A 14,242-nucleotide genomic window follows, 5' to 3' on the forward strand; every position below is an offset into this window, starting at 1 on the left:
TTCAGGGCAGGGCAAGCAGGTCCGTGCGTATTGCGGAGGGGCGAAAACCATAGTCCTTTCCATAACTGCAAAGAGTCAGAGGAAGTTGCTCTGCGGCGAAGGTGACGTCTTCAGTGACGAAAATATACTCTTCAGTCTTTATATTGCTGCAATTTGTCTTGTCTGCCGGTCCGGCGTAATAGTAGCTTTCGGCATACAGGGGATATGAAAAGCGCCATGTAACGCTGTAATTCCAGTCAGCTCCCAGCGTAATAGTCAGCTCCGGTAGTCTGACGGGTTCTGCCTCGACGAGTTGTGCCGGGGAGATCCAGGCATTTCTCAATAGTCCGGCTGTTGGAGTTTGCTCCGCAGATTCGACGCCCAGCACGCAAAGAAAATACATACCTGCTTCGCGACCCGTAGGCGTATTGATAAAAGCCCCGGCGGAACTAGTTGCCTGGCTGTAAAAGTGGGGAGACATACACTCACTGGCATCGCGTACGGTTTTGAAACGGTAGTAAGGAGTATCAATCGTAAAGCTCAGGCCCCATGCAGGTGTTTGATTTTCAGTGGATGGCACCGTGGTGTACCTCAATGGCGCGTAATCCTTGGTGGATAATTTGAAGCTTGGTTCCAGCGTGCAGGAACTTGATGTGGTACTGAAGACTCCTTGTGCGAAGCAGTCAGGCAAGTAGTCGATAGCGTGGCTGTAATGGGTTTCAGGAGCCCACTCGGGTTTTCCGTTTTTTACTTCGCAAGGGGCATTTTCGAAGCACAATTGATCTGGTGTCGATCCAAATGTAGACGTAAATAACACGCCGACAATATTACCTGTTCCACGATCAAGTACAGGGCTGCCGGAGGATCCGCCACGAATATCCTTGCACTTGTTTTTCAGGGTGTTCGGAAAGCTCCACCAGTCTTCAACAAGCGTTGCTTCTGTTGGCTCCTGAACGCAAGCAGCCAAGCGTAGACCTGATTCCGGAAGGCTTCCGGGGGCGCCGACAATGAGGACATCGCCAGGTGCTGTAAAGGCATCGCGTGTCAGTTTAAGTGGTGTTATTCCATCTTCCAGCAAGGTGGAAAGAGGTGAAGTCAACTCCAGAATTGCAATGTCAGTGCCGGTCATGCTGGCCCAGTTCGCTGTATGGATGGTGTAGCTCTTGTAGTCGTCCGGGGTATCATTGAAAAAATTAAATTTCACGCTGGCTTCAAAGGGACGTACTGCAGCAGGGCGTGCCAGATATAGGGACACGCAGTGTCCCGCAGTGAGCACATAAGCCGGTCCGAGCGCATTGCTTTCCTCATCTCGAGTGTCAATAAGGCTCGCGGTACAGTGGGGTTGGTTATCCTTGAAGAGTTTGCCAATACCATTCCAGTGATTATATTTTCCTTGGTGATTTTTCAGTGCCGTCGACTGCGATTGATTGATAAGCCCTTCCCCTAGGTCTCCTGCGTGGAGAGGGCCGCAAAGGAGTGCTGCGCCGAGTGCGCAATAGATAGCTGTGGCAAGTGTACTTCTCATGACCGTTCCTTGGTAATGATGATTGATTTATTGTGTGACTGGATGCAGGGATATTATTGGCGGGTTCTATAACTGTGGGTGATATATATGTATGTTGCAGTCGATAAGGTCGACGGCACGCTGGGAAAGCGTTCAAGTGTACGGGGTCTGTTAATGGTTCCGGGTCTTCCGAGGAAACAGCTTATTGTGAGCGTTAGTTACCGCACTTCGTGATAACGCCCATTCTTTCCGTGCGCTGCTGTTGCTTGGTTGCCGCGCACACTGATCATCAGCTTGATGTCGATCCAGTCGATGCCCTGGGCCTTGAGCTTGGGCAGTTCACGCTCAAGCACCGCCAGGGTTTGCGGATAAGGGTGGCCGATCATCACCGCCGAGCCCTGCTTGTGAGCGAGACTGATAGCCGTCTGTAGTTGAGTGAGGATCGCCGCCTCGGTGCGTTCATCATCGAGAAACACGTCCCGCGATACGCTCGCCAATCCGGTTTTCTGTGCTTGGGCCGCGGCCGAGGTTTTGGCGCTGGTGCGGCTATCGACGAAGAATTTGTGCCGACCCTGCAAGTCGGCCATCAACCAGGCCATGGCCTGGGGTTCGGCGGTCATGCGGCTGCCCATGTGATTGTTGAGGCCGCTGGTGTAGGGCACGGCCCTGAATGCGGCATTCAAGCGCTTCTCGAGTTCTTCCAGGGGTAAGTCGGGATGCCAGGTGAATGGACCGGTAGCGGGGTCCATAGGCATGTGCAGCATGACTGTCTTGCCGGCGCGATGGGCTTCGCGGGCGAATTCGGCGGCATGGGGGGTGTCGGGCATCACCGCGGTGGCAACCGGGCCGGGTAATGCCAGCACCCGGCGGTCCCGTGGCAGGTTTTGCCCGAGGTCATCGATGATCAGGCTCAGGTAAGCCTTGTGCGGGGCCTCCGTATCGGCGGGCAACCCGTGAGCAGCGCCCGCCAGGCAGCACAGCAGACTGAGGATTAGCGCAAGGCGCATCTCAGTGGCTACGAGTAATGCTCAGACCTTTGAGCAGGCTCAGGGCCTGAGCCAACTGATAGTCATCATCCTGCGGCATCGGTTTGGCCTTGCCACTGCTGGTCGGCTTGTCGGCACCGCCGTTGCCATTGCCCAGGTGGCCTTGCAGATCGGCTTCCTTGAAGTATTCGCTGTCTTGTTCGCTAGTGATCTTGGCCTTGCGCACTTCAATGTCCGGCACGATGCCCTGAGCCTGGATCGAGCGACCGTTCGGGGTGTAATACAGCGCGGTGGTGATCTTCAGCGCACGGTCATTGTTCAGCGGCAGCACGGTTTGCACCGAGCCTTTGCCGAAGCTGGTAGTGCCCATCACGACCGCCCGCTTCTGGTCCTGCAGGGCGCCAGCAACAATTTCCGAAGCCGAGGCACTGCCGCCGTTGATCAACACCACCAGTGGAACGGCTTCGCTTTCGTCTTTGCCGGTCGCCGAGAAACGCAGTTCGGAATTGGCGATGCGGCCCTTGGTGTAGACGATCAGGCCCTTGGTGATGAAGTGGTCGACCACTTCAACCGCCGATTGCAGCACGCCACCCGGGTTGTTACGCAGGTCGAGGACGATCCCGTTGAGTTTCTTGCCGTTGTCCTTGCGCAGCTTGGCCAGGGCCTTCGAGACCTCTTCGCCGGTCTTGACCTGGAACTGGGTGATGCGGATGTAACCGTAGCCGGATTCGAGCAACTGGCTCTTCACGCTCTTGACCTGGATGATGGCGCGAGCCAGCGTCACGTCGAACGGCGTGCCGCCATCGCGCACCAGGGTCAGGGTGATTTTCTCGCCGACCTTGCCACGCATCTTGTCGATGGCTTCGGTCATGCTTTGGCCGCGAGTCGGCTGGCCGTTAATCTTGACGATGTAGTCGCCGGCCTGAATACCTGCTTTGGATGCAGGGGTATCGTCGATCGGTGAGACGACTTTGATGAAGCCGTCTTCGGCACCGACTTCGATGCCCAGGCCACCGAATTCGCCGCTGGTGCTTTCCTGCAACTCAGCGAAGTCTTCCGGGCCAAGGTAGGCCGAGTGTGGATCAAGGTTGTTGAGCATGCCCTTGATGGCATTTTCCAGCAGGGTCTTGTCGTCTACGGGTTCGACATAGGCAGCCTTGATCCGGTCCATGACCTCGGCAAAGGTGCGCAGCTCGTCGAGCGGCAGTGGCGCCTTGGTGGTCGCGGCCGTCGCTGGCTTCGCGGTTTCGGCGGCGAACGCGCAGGGCGCACCGATCACAATGGCGATGGTCAGGGCCAGCGAGGTAAGGCGGGACAAATGCAGCATGACGAACGAACTCCTGGGTTAGATGGTGCGCTTATCCTTGCGCACGGCACCATTGTGCTGGATCGCTGGGGCGACCCTGCTGGCGAATTGCGAAATACAACGCTGGGGTATCCTGGCCACCACTGCTACCGACAGTGGAGATGGATTCACCGGCTTTGACAATGTCGCCAGCTTCTTTAAGTAGCGTCTGGTTATGTCCGTACAGGCTCAAGTAGCCGTTGCCATGGTCGAGAATGACCAGCAATCCGGCGCCTCGCAACCAGTCGGCGAACACCACGCGACCGCCGTGTACGGCGTGTACCTGGCTGCCGGCGGAGGCACTGATCATTACCCCGTCCCACTTGGTACGGGCATCATCGCCACGGGTTTCGCCAAAGCGCGCAAGCAGACGACCATCAACCGGCCATGGAAGTTTGCCGCGCGCTGAGACAAAAGGGCCGCCGTAGGATGCTCCCGAACTGGAAACCAGTGGGCCAGGTGCTGCTTTAGCCGGCTTGTCCGGACTATCGCTGGCAAGCGCCTGGGCCTCAAGCAAGCGCTTTTTTTCGGCTTCCTGCTGGGCGATCAGCGCCTTTTGTCGTGCTTCTTCTGCCTCCCTGGCCTGGCGAGCCAGGGTTTCTTCGATGGTTTTCAGGACGTTTGACAGGTCGGCCTGATCTTGCTCGCGGGCCTGGAGTTTTTCGTCGCGGGCCTTTACGTCGCTGTTGAGCTTGGCCAGCGCCAATTGGCGCTCCTTGCGGACCTTGTCGAGTTCGTCATGCTGGCTGTCGAAGGTGCTTTTCTGCACCAGCAGCTGAGCTTGCTGCAGGGCGATGTCCTGTTCGACGTTGGCCAGCTGGCGCAAGGTCTCGTTGAAGTTTTTCAGCTGCTCCAGGCGCGCTTGGCTCAGGTAATCGTAATAGGTCAGGGTCCGGGCGAATTTTTCCGGGTTCTGTTGGTTGAGCAGCAGCTTCAAATACTCCTGGCGGCCGTTCTGGTAGGCCGCGCGAGCCTGAATGGCGATCAGTCGCTGCTGTTCAATGCGCGCGCTCTGAAGTTTTTTTTTCTCTTCATCGAGCCGCTGCAGCTCGGATTCGCTTTTCTTCAGCTCTTTTTGCAGAGACTCGACCTGCTTCTCGAGCTTGCCCATTTCGGTTTCGGTGCCGCGCAGGTCTTTTTGCACGCCGGATTTTTCTTCCTGGAGCTTGCCCAGGAGCTTTTTCAGCTCGGCAATATCCTGACGCGTAGCGTCCAGCTGTTGTTGGGTTTGTACGCGCTCGTCGGCCAAGGCCGGTTGGAGCAGGCAGACAAGAGCAAGGGTCATCAGGGCGCGAAGCATAGAGGCGGGCGACACCAGGGAAAGGGACGGCCTAGTATGCCCGCCGCGGACCGCAAAAAAAATGCCCAATTCAGACTGTGTGATGACCGGAGTGGGGTTCAGTCAGGTCTGGCACTTAAAAACAGCGCAAAACCAATGTGGGAAGGGCCGCCCGGCCCTTCCCACAGTTGATTTGCGGTGTAGCAGGGGCTGAATCAGACCAGTATCGAAGTGCCGGTCATTTCTTCAGGCTGCTTGAGATCCAGCAGTTTGAGCATGGTCGGCGCCACATCGGCCAATACCCCACCTTCGCGGACTTTAAGGTCGCGCTTGCCGACGTAGATGAACGGTACCGGCTCCGTGGTATGGGCGGTATGAGCCTGGCCAGTGGAGTCATCGGACATTTGCTCGACGTTGCCGTGGTCTGCGGTGATCAGTGCTTCACCGCCGACTTTTTCCAGGGCCTCGACAATCCGGCCAACGCACAGGTCCAGGCATTCAACGGCCTTCACTGCCGCGTCGAACACACCGCTGTGGCCGACCATGTCGCCATTGGCGTAGTTGACGACGATGACGTCGTAACGCTGGTTTTCGATGGCGTCGACGATTCTGTCGGTAACTTCCGGTGCACTCATTTCTGGTTGCAGGTCATAGGTCGCGACTTTCGGCGACGGGATCAGGATGCGTTCTTCGCCGTGGAAGGGTTCTTCACGACCGCCGGAGAAAAAGAAGGTCACGTGAGCGTACTTCTCGGTCTCGGCAATGCGCAGCTGGGTTTTGCCGTTTTTCGCCAGGTAATCACCCAGCACGTTTTCCAGGCTGCTCGGTGCAAAGGCCGAGGGTGCAGGAATACTGGCCGCGTATTGGGTCAGCATGACGAAAGCTGCCAGTTTCGGCTGGCGGGCACGTTCGAAGTCCTTGAAGTCGTCTTCGACGAACACGCGGGTCAGCTCGCGGGCGCGGTCAGCGCGGAAGTTCATGAACACTACGGCATCGCCGTCTTCGACCTTGACCGGCTCGCCGATGGTCGTGGCTTTGACGAATTCGTCGTTCTCGCCGCGTTCGTAGGCCGCTTGCAGGCCTTCCTGGGCGGTGGCGGCGTTGAATTCGCCGTTGCCGTCAACGATCAGGTCGTAGGCCTGGGACACGCGATCCCAACGATTGTCGCGATCCATGGCGAAATAACGACCAACGATACTGGCAATCCGGCCCTTGCCGAGGGTTTTGAAGGACTCATCCAGCAGTTCGATCGACGACTGGGCGCTTTTGGGCGGCGTGTCGCGGCCATCGAGGAAGGCGTGCAGGTAGATTTTCTCGGCGCCGCGTCTGGATGCCAGTTCAGCCATGGCTATCAGGTGATCCTGATGGCTGTGCACGCCACCATCGGACAGTAAACCGAGGATATGCACCGCTTTGCCAGCGGCAACGGCTTTATCTACGGCCGCGCAGAGGGTCGGGTTTTCGAAAAACTCGCCGTCGCGGATCGACTTTGTTACCCGGGTGAAGTCCTGGTACACCACGCGACCGGCGCCAAGGTTCATGTGGCCGACTTCCGAGTTGCCCATTTGCCCGTCCGGCAGACCGACGTCCATGCCCGAACCTGAAATCAAGCCGTTCGGCACCGTGGCGCACAGGCGGTCTAGCACAGGCTTCTTGGCCGAATAGACGGCGTTGTGTTCTTGGCTTTCACTGTAACCGAAGCCATCCAGAATTATCAGGACTAAAGGTTTAGGCGTGGTAGTCATAGATCCCACTCGTGGCTGGATTGAAAAGGGTATGGAAAAAAGAGTGGCAGTTTAAAGGCAAGTTCAATTGCCGTCACCGCCGGGCGGGGTTTGGTCGGCCATGGCGGCTGTGTATACTGGCCGACATTTTAACGCACTGGAACCTCCTTCAATGGTTGATCACCTGATTGCATTCGCCACTACCCACTATCTGCTCGTCGGCGCCTTCGTCGTTCTGCTGGCATTGCTGATCGCCCATGAGATGAAAGGCGGCGGCCGTAGCCTGAGCACCGGTGAACTGACCGGGCTGGTTAACAAGGACGCAGGCGTGGTGATCGACATTCGTCCGACCAAGGATTTCGCAGCCGGTCACATCGTTGGCGCGCTGAACATTCCACACGACAAACTCACCGCTCGCGTCGGCGAACTGGAAAAGCACAAGGCCAAGACCATCATCCTGGTCGATGCTCAGGGCCAGACTTCCGGTACTCACGCCCGTGAACTGCTGAAATCCGGCTTCACTGCCGCCAAGCTGTCCGGCGGCATTGCCAGCTGGAAAGGCGACAACCTGCCGCTGGTGAAGTGACATGAAAAACGTCGTCGTCTATTCCAGCGATTACTGCCCTTACTGCTCGCGAGCCAAGTATCTGCTCGAGAGCAAAGGCGTAGCCTTCGAAGAAATCAAGGTCGATGGCAAGCCGCAGGTGCGCGCTGAAATGTCCCAGAAGGCCGGCCGGACCTCCGTGCCGCAAATCTGGATCGGCAGCACCCACGTCGGTGGTTGTGACGAACTGCACGCTCTGGAGCGCGCCGGCAAGCTGGACGCGCTGCTCGAGGCTTGAATCCCAAACCCTACAAGACCCTAAAAGTGAGAAGGATCTGCGATGACTGATGAACAGAACACTACTGCTGCCAGCGAAGAAGAAACTGCTCCGCAATTCTCGCTGCAGCGTATCTATGTGCGTGACCTGTCCTTCGAAGCTCCGAAAAGCCCGGCGATCTTCCGCCAGCAGTGGGAGCCGAGCGTAGCTCTGGATCTGAACACTCGCCAAAAAGCCCTGGAAGGTGACTTCCACGAAGTTGTGCTGACCTTGTCGGTTACCGTGAAGAACGGTGAAGAAGTCGCGTTCATCGCTGAAGTGCAACAGGCCGGGATCTTCCTGATCAAGAACCTGGACGACGCTTCGATGAGCCACACCCTGGGTGCGTTCTGCCCGAACATCCTGTTCCCGTACGCTCGCGAAACCCTGGACAGCCTGGTAGTTCGTGGTTCGTTCCCGGCGCTGATGCTGGCTCCGGTGAATTTCGACGCGCTGTACGCACAAGAACTGCATCGCATGCAGGCCGCCGGCGAAACACCGACCGTACAATAAGCTTCGCCCGCCCATGAAAAAAGCGCCTCAACGGCGCTTTTTTCATGGGGAAAATGAAACGGTCGGGCACGCTGCGATCTTTTGATTTGCGTAGGAGCTGCCGCAGGCTGCGATCTTTTGATCTTAAAGGCGAAAAGATCGCAGCCTTCGGCAGCTCCTACATTGGATCGCTGTATCGCACGTTAACGAAGTGTGACGGGGGTTACTTGAAACCCAGTTGCCGCCACCCCTCGTAGACAGCGACGGCGACGGTGTTCGACAGGTTCAGGCTGCGACAGCCTTCGCGCATCGGCAGGCGCAGGCGTTGCTCGGCAGGCAGGGCGTCCAGCACTTCGGCTGGCAGGCCACGGCTTTCCGGACCGAACAGGAAGACATCGCCCTCGGCGAAGCTGGCGTCGTGAAACGGTCGCGAGCCCTTGGTGGTGAAGGCGAACACGCGTGGGTGGCCGAGGCTTTCCAGGCAGCTGGCGAGGTCGGCATGGCGTTGCAGGGTGGCATATTCGTGGTAATCGAGGCCGGCCCGGCGCAGGCGCTTGTCGTCCATCTCGAAGCCCAGCGGCTCGATCAAATGCAGGTGGCAGCCACTGTTGGCGCACAGCCTGATAACGTTGCCGGTATTCGGCGGAATTTCTGGTTGAAAAAGGATGACGTGAAACATGCACGGCTCCGAAGATAAAGATGGGCTGCATTCTACGCCTGAAGCAGATCCGCGGCCGAAGCTATTGCGGCGTATGTTTTTCTCGCTGGTGATAGTCGGCGTCATGGTCGGCCTGATGATCGGCCGCCTGACCACGCCGGATCCGACCGAGCTGCAGCAGGTGGATGTCGACACGGAAGGGTTGGTGCTGTGGTTCAACAATGAGCCCAAGCTGCATGGCGAACACATCGAGGGCGCCGTGGCGTTGCTGTTCGAGGCGACGGGCAGGGTGCAGAAGGGTCAGCTGAAGGTCAACGGCAATACTGCGAATTGGCGGGTGCGCTCGAGTGATGGAGGATTGTTGCTGAGTGTGGTGGCGGCCCGACCGTTGCGTGGTGAGTGGGCGGGGAGTGAGGTCGACGACCGCTGGCGGCTGGAGATCCATCTCCGGGAGGAATAAAAGAGGGAAGCCCCGGCCTGCCTGTACCAGGGTTCCCGAAACCGGGTGGGGCTCGGCGCTGTTTGCGTCGTGAGCCCGGTGTAAAGAAGGAATCCCCGGCCTGCCTGTACCAAGGACCCCAAAACGGGACGGGCTCGTCGCAGTTGCGGTATGAGCCCGGTGTAAAGAGGGGAATCCCCGGCCTGCCTGTACCAAGGTCCCCGAAACCGGGTAGTGAATCGAATCACTGATTGGACTATTGCAGGGGGCGTGCCAGTTTTTAACAAGTTGAAACAGAAAGTCGCGGAGCAGCGATGAAAGCCCCGTAAATCGGGGCTTTTGTGTTTTTCTGATATGGGGTTTCTGGTGGATGAAGGCGGGATTTCGAATCAATTGTCGTGTGCGATTGCGGTTCACGGTGCATTGCGGTGGTGCATGCTGGCCCCAAAAGCATCGCGAGCAGGCTCGCGATTGGATCTGGAGATCAGCGCAGATCTAAAGGCTGTTTAGCCCTCATCACTCTCGTCATCCTCTGCGCCATCGACCTTCATCCCCAGTTCCTTGATCTTGCGGGTCAAGGTGTTGCGGCCCCAGCCCAGTAGCACGGCGGCGTCGCGGCGACGGCCGGCGGTGTGTTTGAGGGCGGTTTCGATCATGATCCGCTCGAAGCTCGGCACCGCGCTGTCGAGCAGGCTCGATTGGCCGCGTGCCAGCGCCTGATCGGCCCATTGACGCAACGCCTGCTCCCAGTTGGTGACTGGCGCAGAGTCCTGCGGCAGGTTCAGCAGTTCCGGTGGCAGGTCGCCGATATGCACTTCGCGACCCGAAGCCATCACCGTGATCCAGCGGCAGGTGTTCTCCAATTGGCGCACGTTGCCGGGCCACGGCAGGTTTTTCAGGTATTCCTCGGTTTCGCTTTTCAGCAATTTAGGCTCGACCGCCAGTTCTTGGGCGGCGCGAGCGAGGAAATGCTTGGCCAGGGTCGGAATGTCTTCGCGACGATCGGACATCCGCGGGATATGGATGCGGATCACATTCAGGCGATGGAACAAATCTTCACGAAACTTCCCGGCATGAACCAGGGTTTCCAGATTCTGGTGAGTCGCGGCGATGATCCGCACGTCGACCTTGACCGGGGTGTGGCCGCCGACCCGATAAAACTCGCCATCGGCCAATACCCGCAACAGGCGCGTCTGGGTGTCGGCTGGCATGTCGCCGATCTCGTCGAGAAACAACGTACCGCCATCAGCTTGCTCGAAACGTCCACGGCGCAGGTTGGCGGCACCGGTGAAGGCGCCTTTTTCATGGCCAAACAGCTCGGACTCCATCAAGTCCTTGGGTATCGCCGCCATGTTCAAGGCGATGAACGGTGACGCCGCGCGCGGGCTGTGGCGGTGCAGGGCATGGGCCACCAGCTCTTTACCGGTACCGGATTCGCCGTTGATCAGTACCGTAATGTTCGAGTGGCTGAGACGACCAATGGCCCGAAACACCTCCTGCATCGCCGGCGCTTCGCCGATGATTTCCGGGGTGCGGGTCAGGATTGGCGCCACTTCCAGGCCTTGCTGTTCCTGGGCGTGCTGGTTGGCGCGCTTGACCAGGGAAACGGCTTCGTCGACATCGAACGGCTTGGGCAGGTATTCGAAAGCGCCGCCTTGATAGGACGCGACAGCGCTGTCCAGGTCGGAGTGAGCAGTCATGATAATCACTGGCAACCGTGGGTGCTGTTCGCGAATCCGTGCCAGCAGGTCCAGACCGCTGGCACCCGGCATGCGAATGTCGGAGATGATCACGTCCGGCTGCTGGCGCGCCAGGCGGCTCATCACGCCATCGGCGCTGTCGAAGCTTTGCGTGGTCATGCCTTCCTGCTGCAAGGCCTTTTCCAGAACCCAACGGATAGAACGGTCGTCATCGACGATCCACACGGTTTCACTACGGCTCATGTCGATGGGGCTCCTTGTTCCAGTGGCAGAAAGATCGAGAACGTGGTGTGGCCAGGATGGCTGTCACATTCGATCAGGCCCTGGTGCTGGCTGATGATGTTCTGAGTAATGGCCAGGCCCAGCCCGGTGCCGTCCGGGCGGCCGCTGACCATTGGAAAGAAGATGGTTTCCTGCAGTTCGGCGGGAATTCCCGGGCCGTTGTCGATGATTTCGATCTTGGTCACCAGGCGATGGCGTACATGGCCGATGGTGAACTGGCGCATCGCACGGGTGCGCAGGCTGATGCGGCCCAGGCGCAGTTCGTTCTGGCTGCTGATGGCCTGCATGGCATTGCGCACGATGTTGAGCACCGCCTGGATCATCTGCTCGCGGTCGATCAAGACATCGGGAATGCTCGGGTCGTAGTCGCGCACCAACGTGATGCAGCCCTGGCTTTCGGCTTCTACCAGGCTGCCCACGCGCTCGAGCACTTCATGGATATTGGTCATCGCCAGTGACGGCAGCTTGTTCGAGCCGAGCATGCGATCCACCAGGTTACGCAGGCGATCGGCCTCTTCGATGATGACGTTAGTGTAGTCCCTGAGGCTATCTTCGGGCAGTTCGCGGGCCAGCAACTGGGCGGCGCCGCGAATCCCGCCGAGGGGGTTCTTGATCTCGTGGGCCAGGCCGCGCACCAGCATCTTGCTGGTTTCCTGCTTGGACAGCTGGGCCTCTTCCTTGGTGATCCGCAGCAAACGGTCACGGGGATGGACTTCCAGCAGCAGCAGGGTGGTGCCCTCGCTGAGGATCGGCGTCACCGCGTAATCGACGGTCAGGGTCTGGCCGGTCAGGGCGGTGAGCATCGCTTCGCGTTTGGTGAACGGGTGCGCCTGCTCGACGGCCTGGCGCAAGGAGCTCAGGGCTTCGGCTGATTCGGTGAACAGCTCGCTGATGAATTGCCCATGACTGCGCTGGCCACTGATGGCCAGCAGCATTTCCGCCGCCGGGTTCATGTACTCAAGGCGCAGGTCGGCGTTGAGCAGGATGGTCGCGGTGGTCAGGTTGTCGAGTAGCAAGCGGTGCAGTGCGTCGCTGATGGTCATTAGGACCTCTTTTGAAGCGGGACAACCCAGGGCCGGTCCCGCATTGCGCGCGCGAATAAAGCGCTGATGCAAGGAAAATGCAAAAACCAAACCAAGGCTCCGAAAAGAAGCGTTAAACCCCTGAAACAGGCGTTTTAGGCTCGATTGCGTGGCGTTCGGCCGGCACTACCGGGTATTTTCGAACCAAAATGGGTTGATAAGTGACTAGGGTGCAGCTCATTGCACCAATATAGTGCGCAAACCTGAAAGGCGTTTAGAAGTTTGAAAAAATGCTTTTAGGTTCTTCAGGTTTGTCGACCAGCGGACATTCCGGACGCTGGCCGTAATCGACCAGGGAGCAAGGCTTGACCTGACGTTTCTGCGCCAGGGACATGCGCAGCATATGGAAAGGCTGATTGGCTGTTCGCTCGACGATTCGCCCTTGCTCATCGAGACTTTCCACTGCCAGGTGGTGGCTGCCGCGGTCGATATTGCTCAAGGCAAACACCGGGCTGGGGCCCGGAGCGGAGGTTGGCTGGCCATCCAGCAACAAGCGAAAGCGGTGACCGCGTTGCAGGCCGGGCTCATTGGTGACGCTGACAATCAACTCACCCTGAGTGCTGCGAATCGTGGCGTCGGGGTCGGGTACCAGAACACGCAACATCTGATAGTAGAAGGGCGGTTTACCCTCGGCCTTCCTGGCGGCTGATGTCGGAACGGCACCGCTCGGGTTTGCTGACATGCGATTGTCGGGTGCCAGCTGAACACGTTTGGCATTGCCCGGTTGCGGTTGATCGGTAAAAACCCGATTCCCCTGGCCATCGATATAGGTGTAGACCTCGGCGACGGCCGGAAAGGCGATCAGCAGCAGGCAGAGCGCAAGGGCACCAGTGAAAGGCATCAAGGCTTGTGCACCCGTTGCACGGTAAAGGTGGCGGTCGGGCTCTGTTGCACAACGCGCGCGCCATCCAGTACCTGAACCGCCAGTCGGTGTTCACCACGATCGATGTTCACCAGTTGCAAGCGTGGCACGTTGCTTGGCTGACCATAGGGCTGGTCGTCCAGCAGCAGACGCAGGCGATGCTCGCCTTGCAGGCGCGGTTGCAGCGCAACACCCACGGTGAAGGTGCCATTGTTGGCGCGCAGGGCTTCTTCGCTGGGTAACCCGGTCAACTCCAATACCTCATATGCAGCGACACTATCGGCTTGCTGACGGTCGTTTTGTGTCGGGCTGGCGTGTGGCGGGGCAGGCGGCTGACGCTCGACGCTATTGAGTGGCGGCAAGTCGACGGCCTGGCTCCGGGTACCGTCGGGCGGCTGATTGCTATAGGCAGTGTTGCCATTGGCATCGGTGTATTTGTAGATCTGCGCCGTCGCCGAGAAGGTGAGGGACAAAAGCAGAAACAGTAAAAACGGCCGCATTCAGGCTTCCCGATGGGTTGAACAAGTTACTCCGACAGCGCGATACCCGGGCTGCCAGCATAGAACACTATGAGTTCTACCGGGCTGTCGCCGGTTTTGCCGCGATGCACCGTGTTGACCATTTCCGCCAGGGTCTGCCCTTGTTTGAGTACTCGGGTCTGACCGCTGTCCCTGGCTTCGACGGTGAGCTCTCCGGCGAGGATATAAGCCGCATTGGGGATCGGGTGAGTGTGCCACTTTAGTTCGGTGTTGGCAGGTATCTTCAGTTTGAGCAGGGTCAGTTCGGGGCGGTCTTGGGGGTAGGAGGCATAGGGCGTTCCATCCCAGGAAGAGGAACTCTGCAGCAAGACTTCCTTTTCGATCCCGGGCTTTGCATTGGTATTGCTGCAGCCCAGAGTGAGCAGGCAAGCGAGCGCGACGAGCAAGGTTCTGGCAGGGACTGGTGTTTTCATGGCTCTATCCTTTGCAGGGGGGGGTGATGGCTCGAACAAGTGCTGTCAGGCTACATGCAATGCAATGGCGTTGATGCCGGAGGGGGCTGTGAGTACCG

At 58.5% G+C, this 14,242-nt stretch carries 15 protein-coding genes; 4 read left to right on the plus strand and 11 right to left on the minus strand.

The features are described from left to right. Position 1: 1 nt before the first annotated feature. From AC3IUA_RS01500 to gpmI, 5 genes are all read right to left on the minus strand, one after another. Complete coding sequence (locus tag AC3IUA_RS01500; protein WP_489358768.1) at positions 2 to 1,504, minus strand: trypsin-like serine peptidase; 1,503 nt, start codon at positions 1,502 to 1,504, stop codon at positions 2 to 4. Between the two features lie 197 nt (positions 1,505 to 1,701). Further along, positions 1,702 to 2,490, minus strand: coding sequence for a divergent polysaccharide deacetylase family protein (locus tag AC3IUA_RS01505; protein ID WP_489358769.1), 789 nt, complete (start codon positions 2,488 to 2,490; stop codon positions 1,702 to 1,704). Position 2,491: 1 nt separating this feature from the next. After that, positions 2,492 to 3,796, minus strand: a complete 1,305-nt coding sequence (locus tag AC3IUA_RS01510) for a S41 family peptidase (protein WP_489358770.1) — start codon at positions 3,794 to 3,796, stop codon at positions 2,492 to 2,494. Between the two features lie 31 nt (positions 3,797 to 3,827). After that, complete coding sequence (locus tag AC3IUA_RS01515; protein WP_489358771.1) at positions 3,828 to 5,114, minus strand: murein hydrolase activator EnvC family protein; 1,287 nt, start codon at positions 5,112 to 5,114, stop codon at positions 3,828 to 3,830. A 194-nt stretch (positions 5,115 to 5,308) separates the two neighbouring features. After that, the gene (gpmI, locus tag AC3IUA_RS01520; protein ID WP_489358772.1) at positions 5,309 to 6,838 is read right to left on the minus strand and encodes a 2,3-bisphosphoglycerate-independent phosphoglycerate mutase; all 1,530 of its coding nucleotides are present in this window, start codon (positions 6,836 to 6,838) and stop codon (positions 5,309 to 5,311) included. 151 nt (positions 6,839 to 6,989) lie between these two features. Between gpmI and AC3IUA_RS01525 the strand changes: the two genes are divergently transcribed. Genes AC3IUA_RS01525 through secB form a run of 3 tightly spaced genes read left to right on the plus strand, consistent with a single transcriptional unit; the run spans position 6,990 to position 8,190 of the window. Further along, positions 6,990 to 7,403, plus strand: a complete 414-nt coding sequence (locus tag AC3IUA_RS01525; protein WP_489358773.1) for a rhodanese-like domain-containing protein — start codon at positions 6,990 to 6,992, stop codon at positions 7,401 to 7,403. 1 nt (position 7,404) lies between these two features. Further along, positions 7,405 to 7,659: a glutaredoxin 3 gene (gene grxC / locus AC3IUA_RS01530; RefSeq protein ID WP_150802314.1), complete on the plus strand. Its 255-nt coding sequence runs from the start codon at positions 7,405 to 7,407 to the stop codon at positions 7,657 to 7,659. A gap of 42 nt (positions 7,660 to 7,701) precedes the next feature. After that, the gene (gene secB / locus AC3IUA_RS01535) at positions 7,702 to 8,190 is read left to right on the plus strand and encodes a protein-export chaperone SecB (protein ID WP_489358775.1); all 489 of its coding nucleotides are present in this window, start codon (positions 7,702 to 7,704) and stop codon (positions 8,188 to 8,190) included. A 202-nt stretch (positions 8,191 to 8,392) separates the two neighbouring features. Here the strand turns inward: secB and AC3IUA_RS01540 are convergent, their stop codons facing one another. After that, entirely contained in the window at positions 8,393 to 8,848 is a 456-nt protein-coding gene (locus AC3IUA_RS01540) for a tRNA (cytidine(34)-2'-O)-methyltransferase (RefSeq protein WP_489358776.1), read from the minus strand. Between AC3IUA_RS01540 and AC3IUA_RS01545 the strand changes: the two genes are divergently transcribed. After that, positions 8,847 to 9,287, plus strand: a complete 441-nt coding sequence (locus tag AC3IUA_RS01545; protein WP_489358777.1) for a hypothetical protein — start codon at positions 8,847 to 8,849, stop codon at positions 9,285 to 9,287. The genes AC3IUA_RS01540 and AC3IUA_RS01545 overlap by 2 nt on opposite strands. 485 nt (positions 9,288 to 9,772) lie before the next feature. Here AC3IUA_RS01545 and ntrC read toward each other — a convergent pair whose 3' ends face one another. From ntrC to AC3IUA_RS01570, 5 genes are all read right to left on the minus strand, one after another. Then, the gene (gene ntrC / locus AC3IUA_RS01550) at positions 9,773 to 11,209 is read right to left on the minus strand and encodes a nitrogen regulation protein NR(I) (protein ID WP_489358778.1); all 1,437 of its coding nucleotides are present in this window, start codon (positions 11,207 to 11,209) and stop codon (positions 9,773 to 9,775) included. Beyond that, the gene (glnL, locus tag AC3IUA_RS01555) at positions 11,206 to 12,291 is read right to left on the minus strand and encodes a nitrogen regulation protein NR(II) (protein WP_489358779.1); all 1,086 of its coding nucleotides are present in this window, start codon (positions 12,289 to 12,291) and stop codon (positions 11,206 to 11,208) included. Before glnL ends, ntrC begins: the two co-directional genes overlap by 4 nt. 253 nt (positions 12,292 to 12,544) lie before the next feature. After that, a complete protein-coding gene (locus AC3IUA_RS01560) occupies positions 12,545 to 13,171 on the minus strand; it encodes a DUF4124 domain-containing protein (RefSeq protein WP_489358780.1) in 627 nt (208 codons plus the stop codon). Continuing rightward, positions 13,171 to 13,692 (minus strand): DUF4124 domain-containing protein, encoded by a 522-nt coding sequence (locus tag AC3IUA_RS01565; RefSeq protein ID WP_489358781.1) that lies wholly within the window; start codon positions 13,690 to 13,692, stop codon positions 13,171 to 13,173. Before AC3IUA_RS01565 ends, AC3IUA_RS01560 begins: the two co-directional genes overlap by 1 nt. 26 nt (positions 13,693 to 13,718) lie before the next feature. Further along, the gene (locus AC3IUA_RS01570; RefSeq protein ID WP_489358782.1) at positions 13,719 to 14,144 is read right to left on the minus strand and encodes a cupin domain-containing protein; all 426 of its coding nucleotides are present in this window, start codon (positions 14,142 to 14,144) and stop codon (positions 13,719 to 13,721) included. Between the last annotated feature and the right edge of the window lie 98 nt (positions 14,145 to 14,242).

Source organism: Pseudomonas sp. KH_050 (assembly GCF_057838875.1).

What these genes read in the sequence shown, in the direction of transcription:
- AC3IUA_RS01505 (WP_489358769.1), bottom strand. Translation starts at nt 2,490, where the DNA reads ATGCGCCTTGCGCTAATCCTCAGTCTGCTGTGCTGCCTGGCGGGCGCT.
- AC3IUA_RS01540 (WP_489358776.1), bottom strand. Translation starts at nt 8,848, where the DNA reads ATGTTTCACGTCATCCTTTTTCAACCAGAAATTCCGCCGAATACCGGC.
- AC3IUA_RS01570 (WP_489358782.1), bottom strand. Translation starts at nt 14,144, where the DNA reads ATGAAAACACCAGTCCCTGCCAGAACCTTGCTCGTCGCGCTCGCTTGC.
- AC3IUA_RS01525 (WP_489358773.1), top strand. Translation starts at nt 6,990, where the DNA reads ATGGTTGATCACCTGATTGCATTCGCCACTACCCACTATCTGCTCGTC.
- AC3IUA_RS01510 (WP_489358770.1), bottom strand. Translation starts at nt 3,796, where the DNA reads ATGCTGCATTTGTCCCGCCTTACCTCGCTGGCCCTGACCATCGCCATT.
- AC3IUA_RS01515 (WP_489358771.1), bottom strand. Translation starts at nt 5,114, where the DNA reads ATGCTTCGCGCCCTGATGACCCTTGCTCTTGTCTGCCTGCTCCAACCG.
- grxC (WP_150802314.1), top strand. Translation starts at nt 7,405, where the DNA reads ATGAAAAACGTCGTCGTCTATTCCAGCGATTACTGCCCTTACTGCTCG.
- AC3IUA_RS01565 (WP_489358781.1), bottom strand. Translation starts at nt 13,692, where the DNA reads ATGCGGCCGTTTTTACTGTTTCTGCTTTTGTCCCTCACCTTCTCGGCG.
- glnL (WP_489358779.1), bottom strand. Translation starts at nt 12,291, where the DNA reads ATGACCATCAGCGACGCACTGCACCGCTTGCTACTCGACAACCTGACC.
- AC3IUA_RS01545 (WP_489358777.1), top strand. Translation starts at nt 8,847, where the DNA reads ATGCACGGCTCCGAAGATAAAGATGGGCTGCATTCTACGCCTGAAGCA.
- ntrC (WP_489358778.1), bottom strand. Translation starts at nt 11,209, where the DNA reads ATGAGCCGTAGTGAAACCGTGTGGATCGTCGATGACGACCGTTCTATC.
- gpmI (WP_489358772.1), bottom strand. Translation starts at nt 6,838, where the DNA reads ATGACTACCACGCCTAAACCTTTAGTCCTGATAATTCTGGATGGCTTC.
- AC3IUA_RS01500 (WP_489358768.1), bottom strand. Translation starts at nt 1,504, where the DNA reads ATGAGAAGTACACTTGCCACAGCTATCTATTGCGCACTCGGCGCAGCA.
- AC3IUA_RS01560 (WP_489358780.1), bottom strand. Translation starts at nt 13,171, where the DNA reads ATGCCTTTCACTGGTGCCCTTGCGCTCTGCCTGCTGCTGATCGCCTTT.
- secB (WP_489358775.1), top strand. Translation starts at nt 7,702, where the DNA reads ATGACTGATGAACAGAACACTACTGCTGCCAGCGAAGAAGAAACTGCT.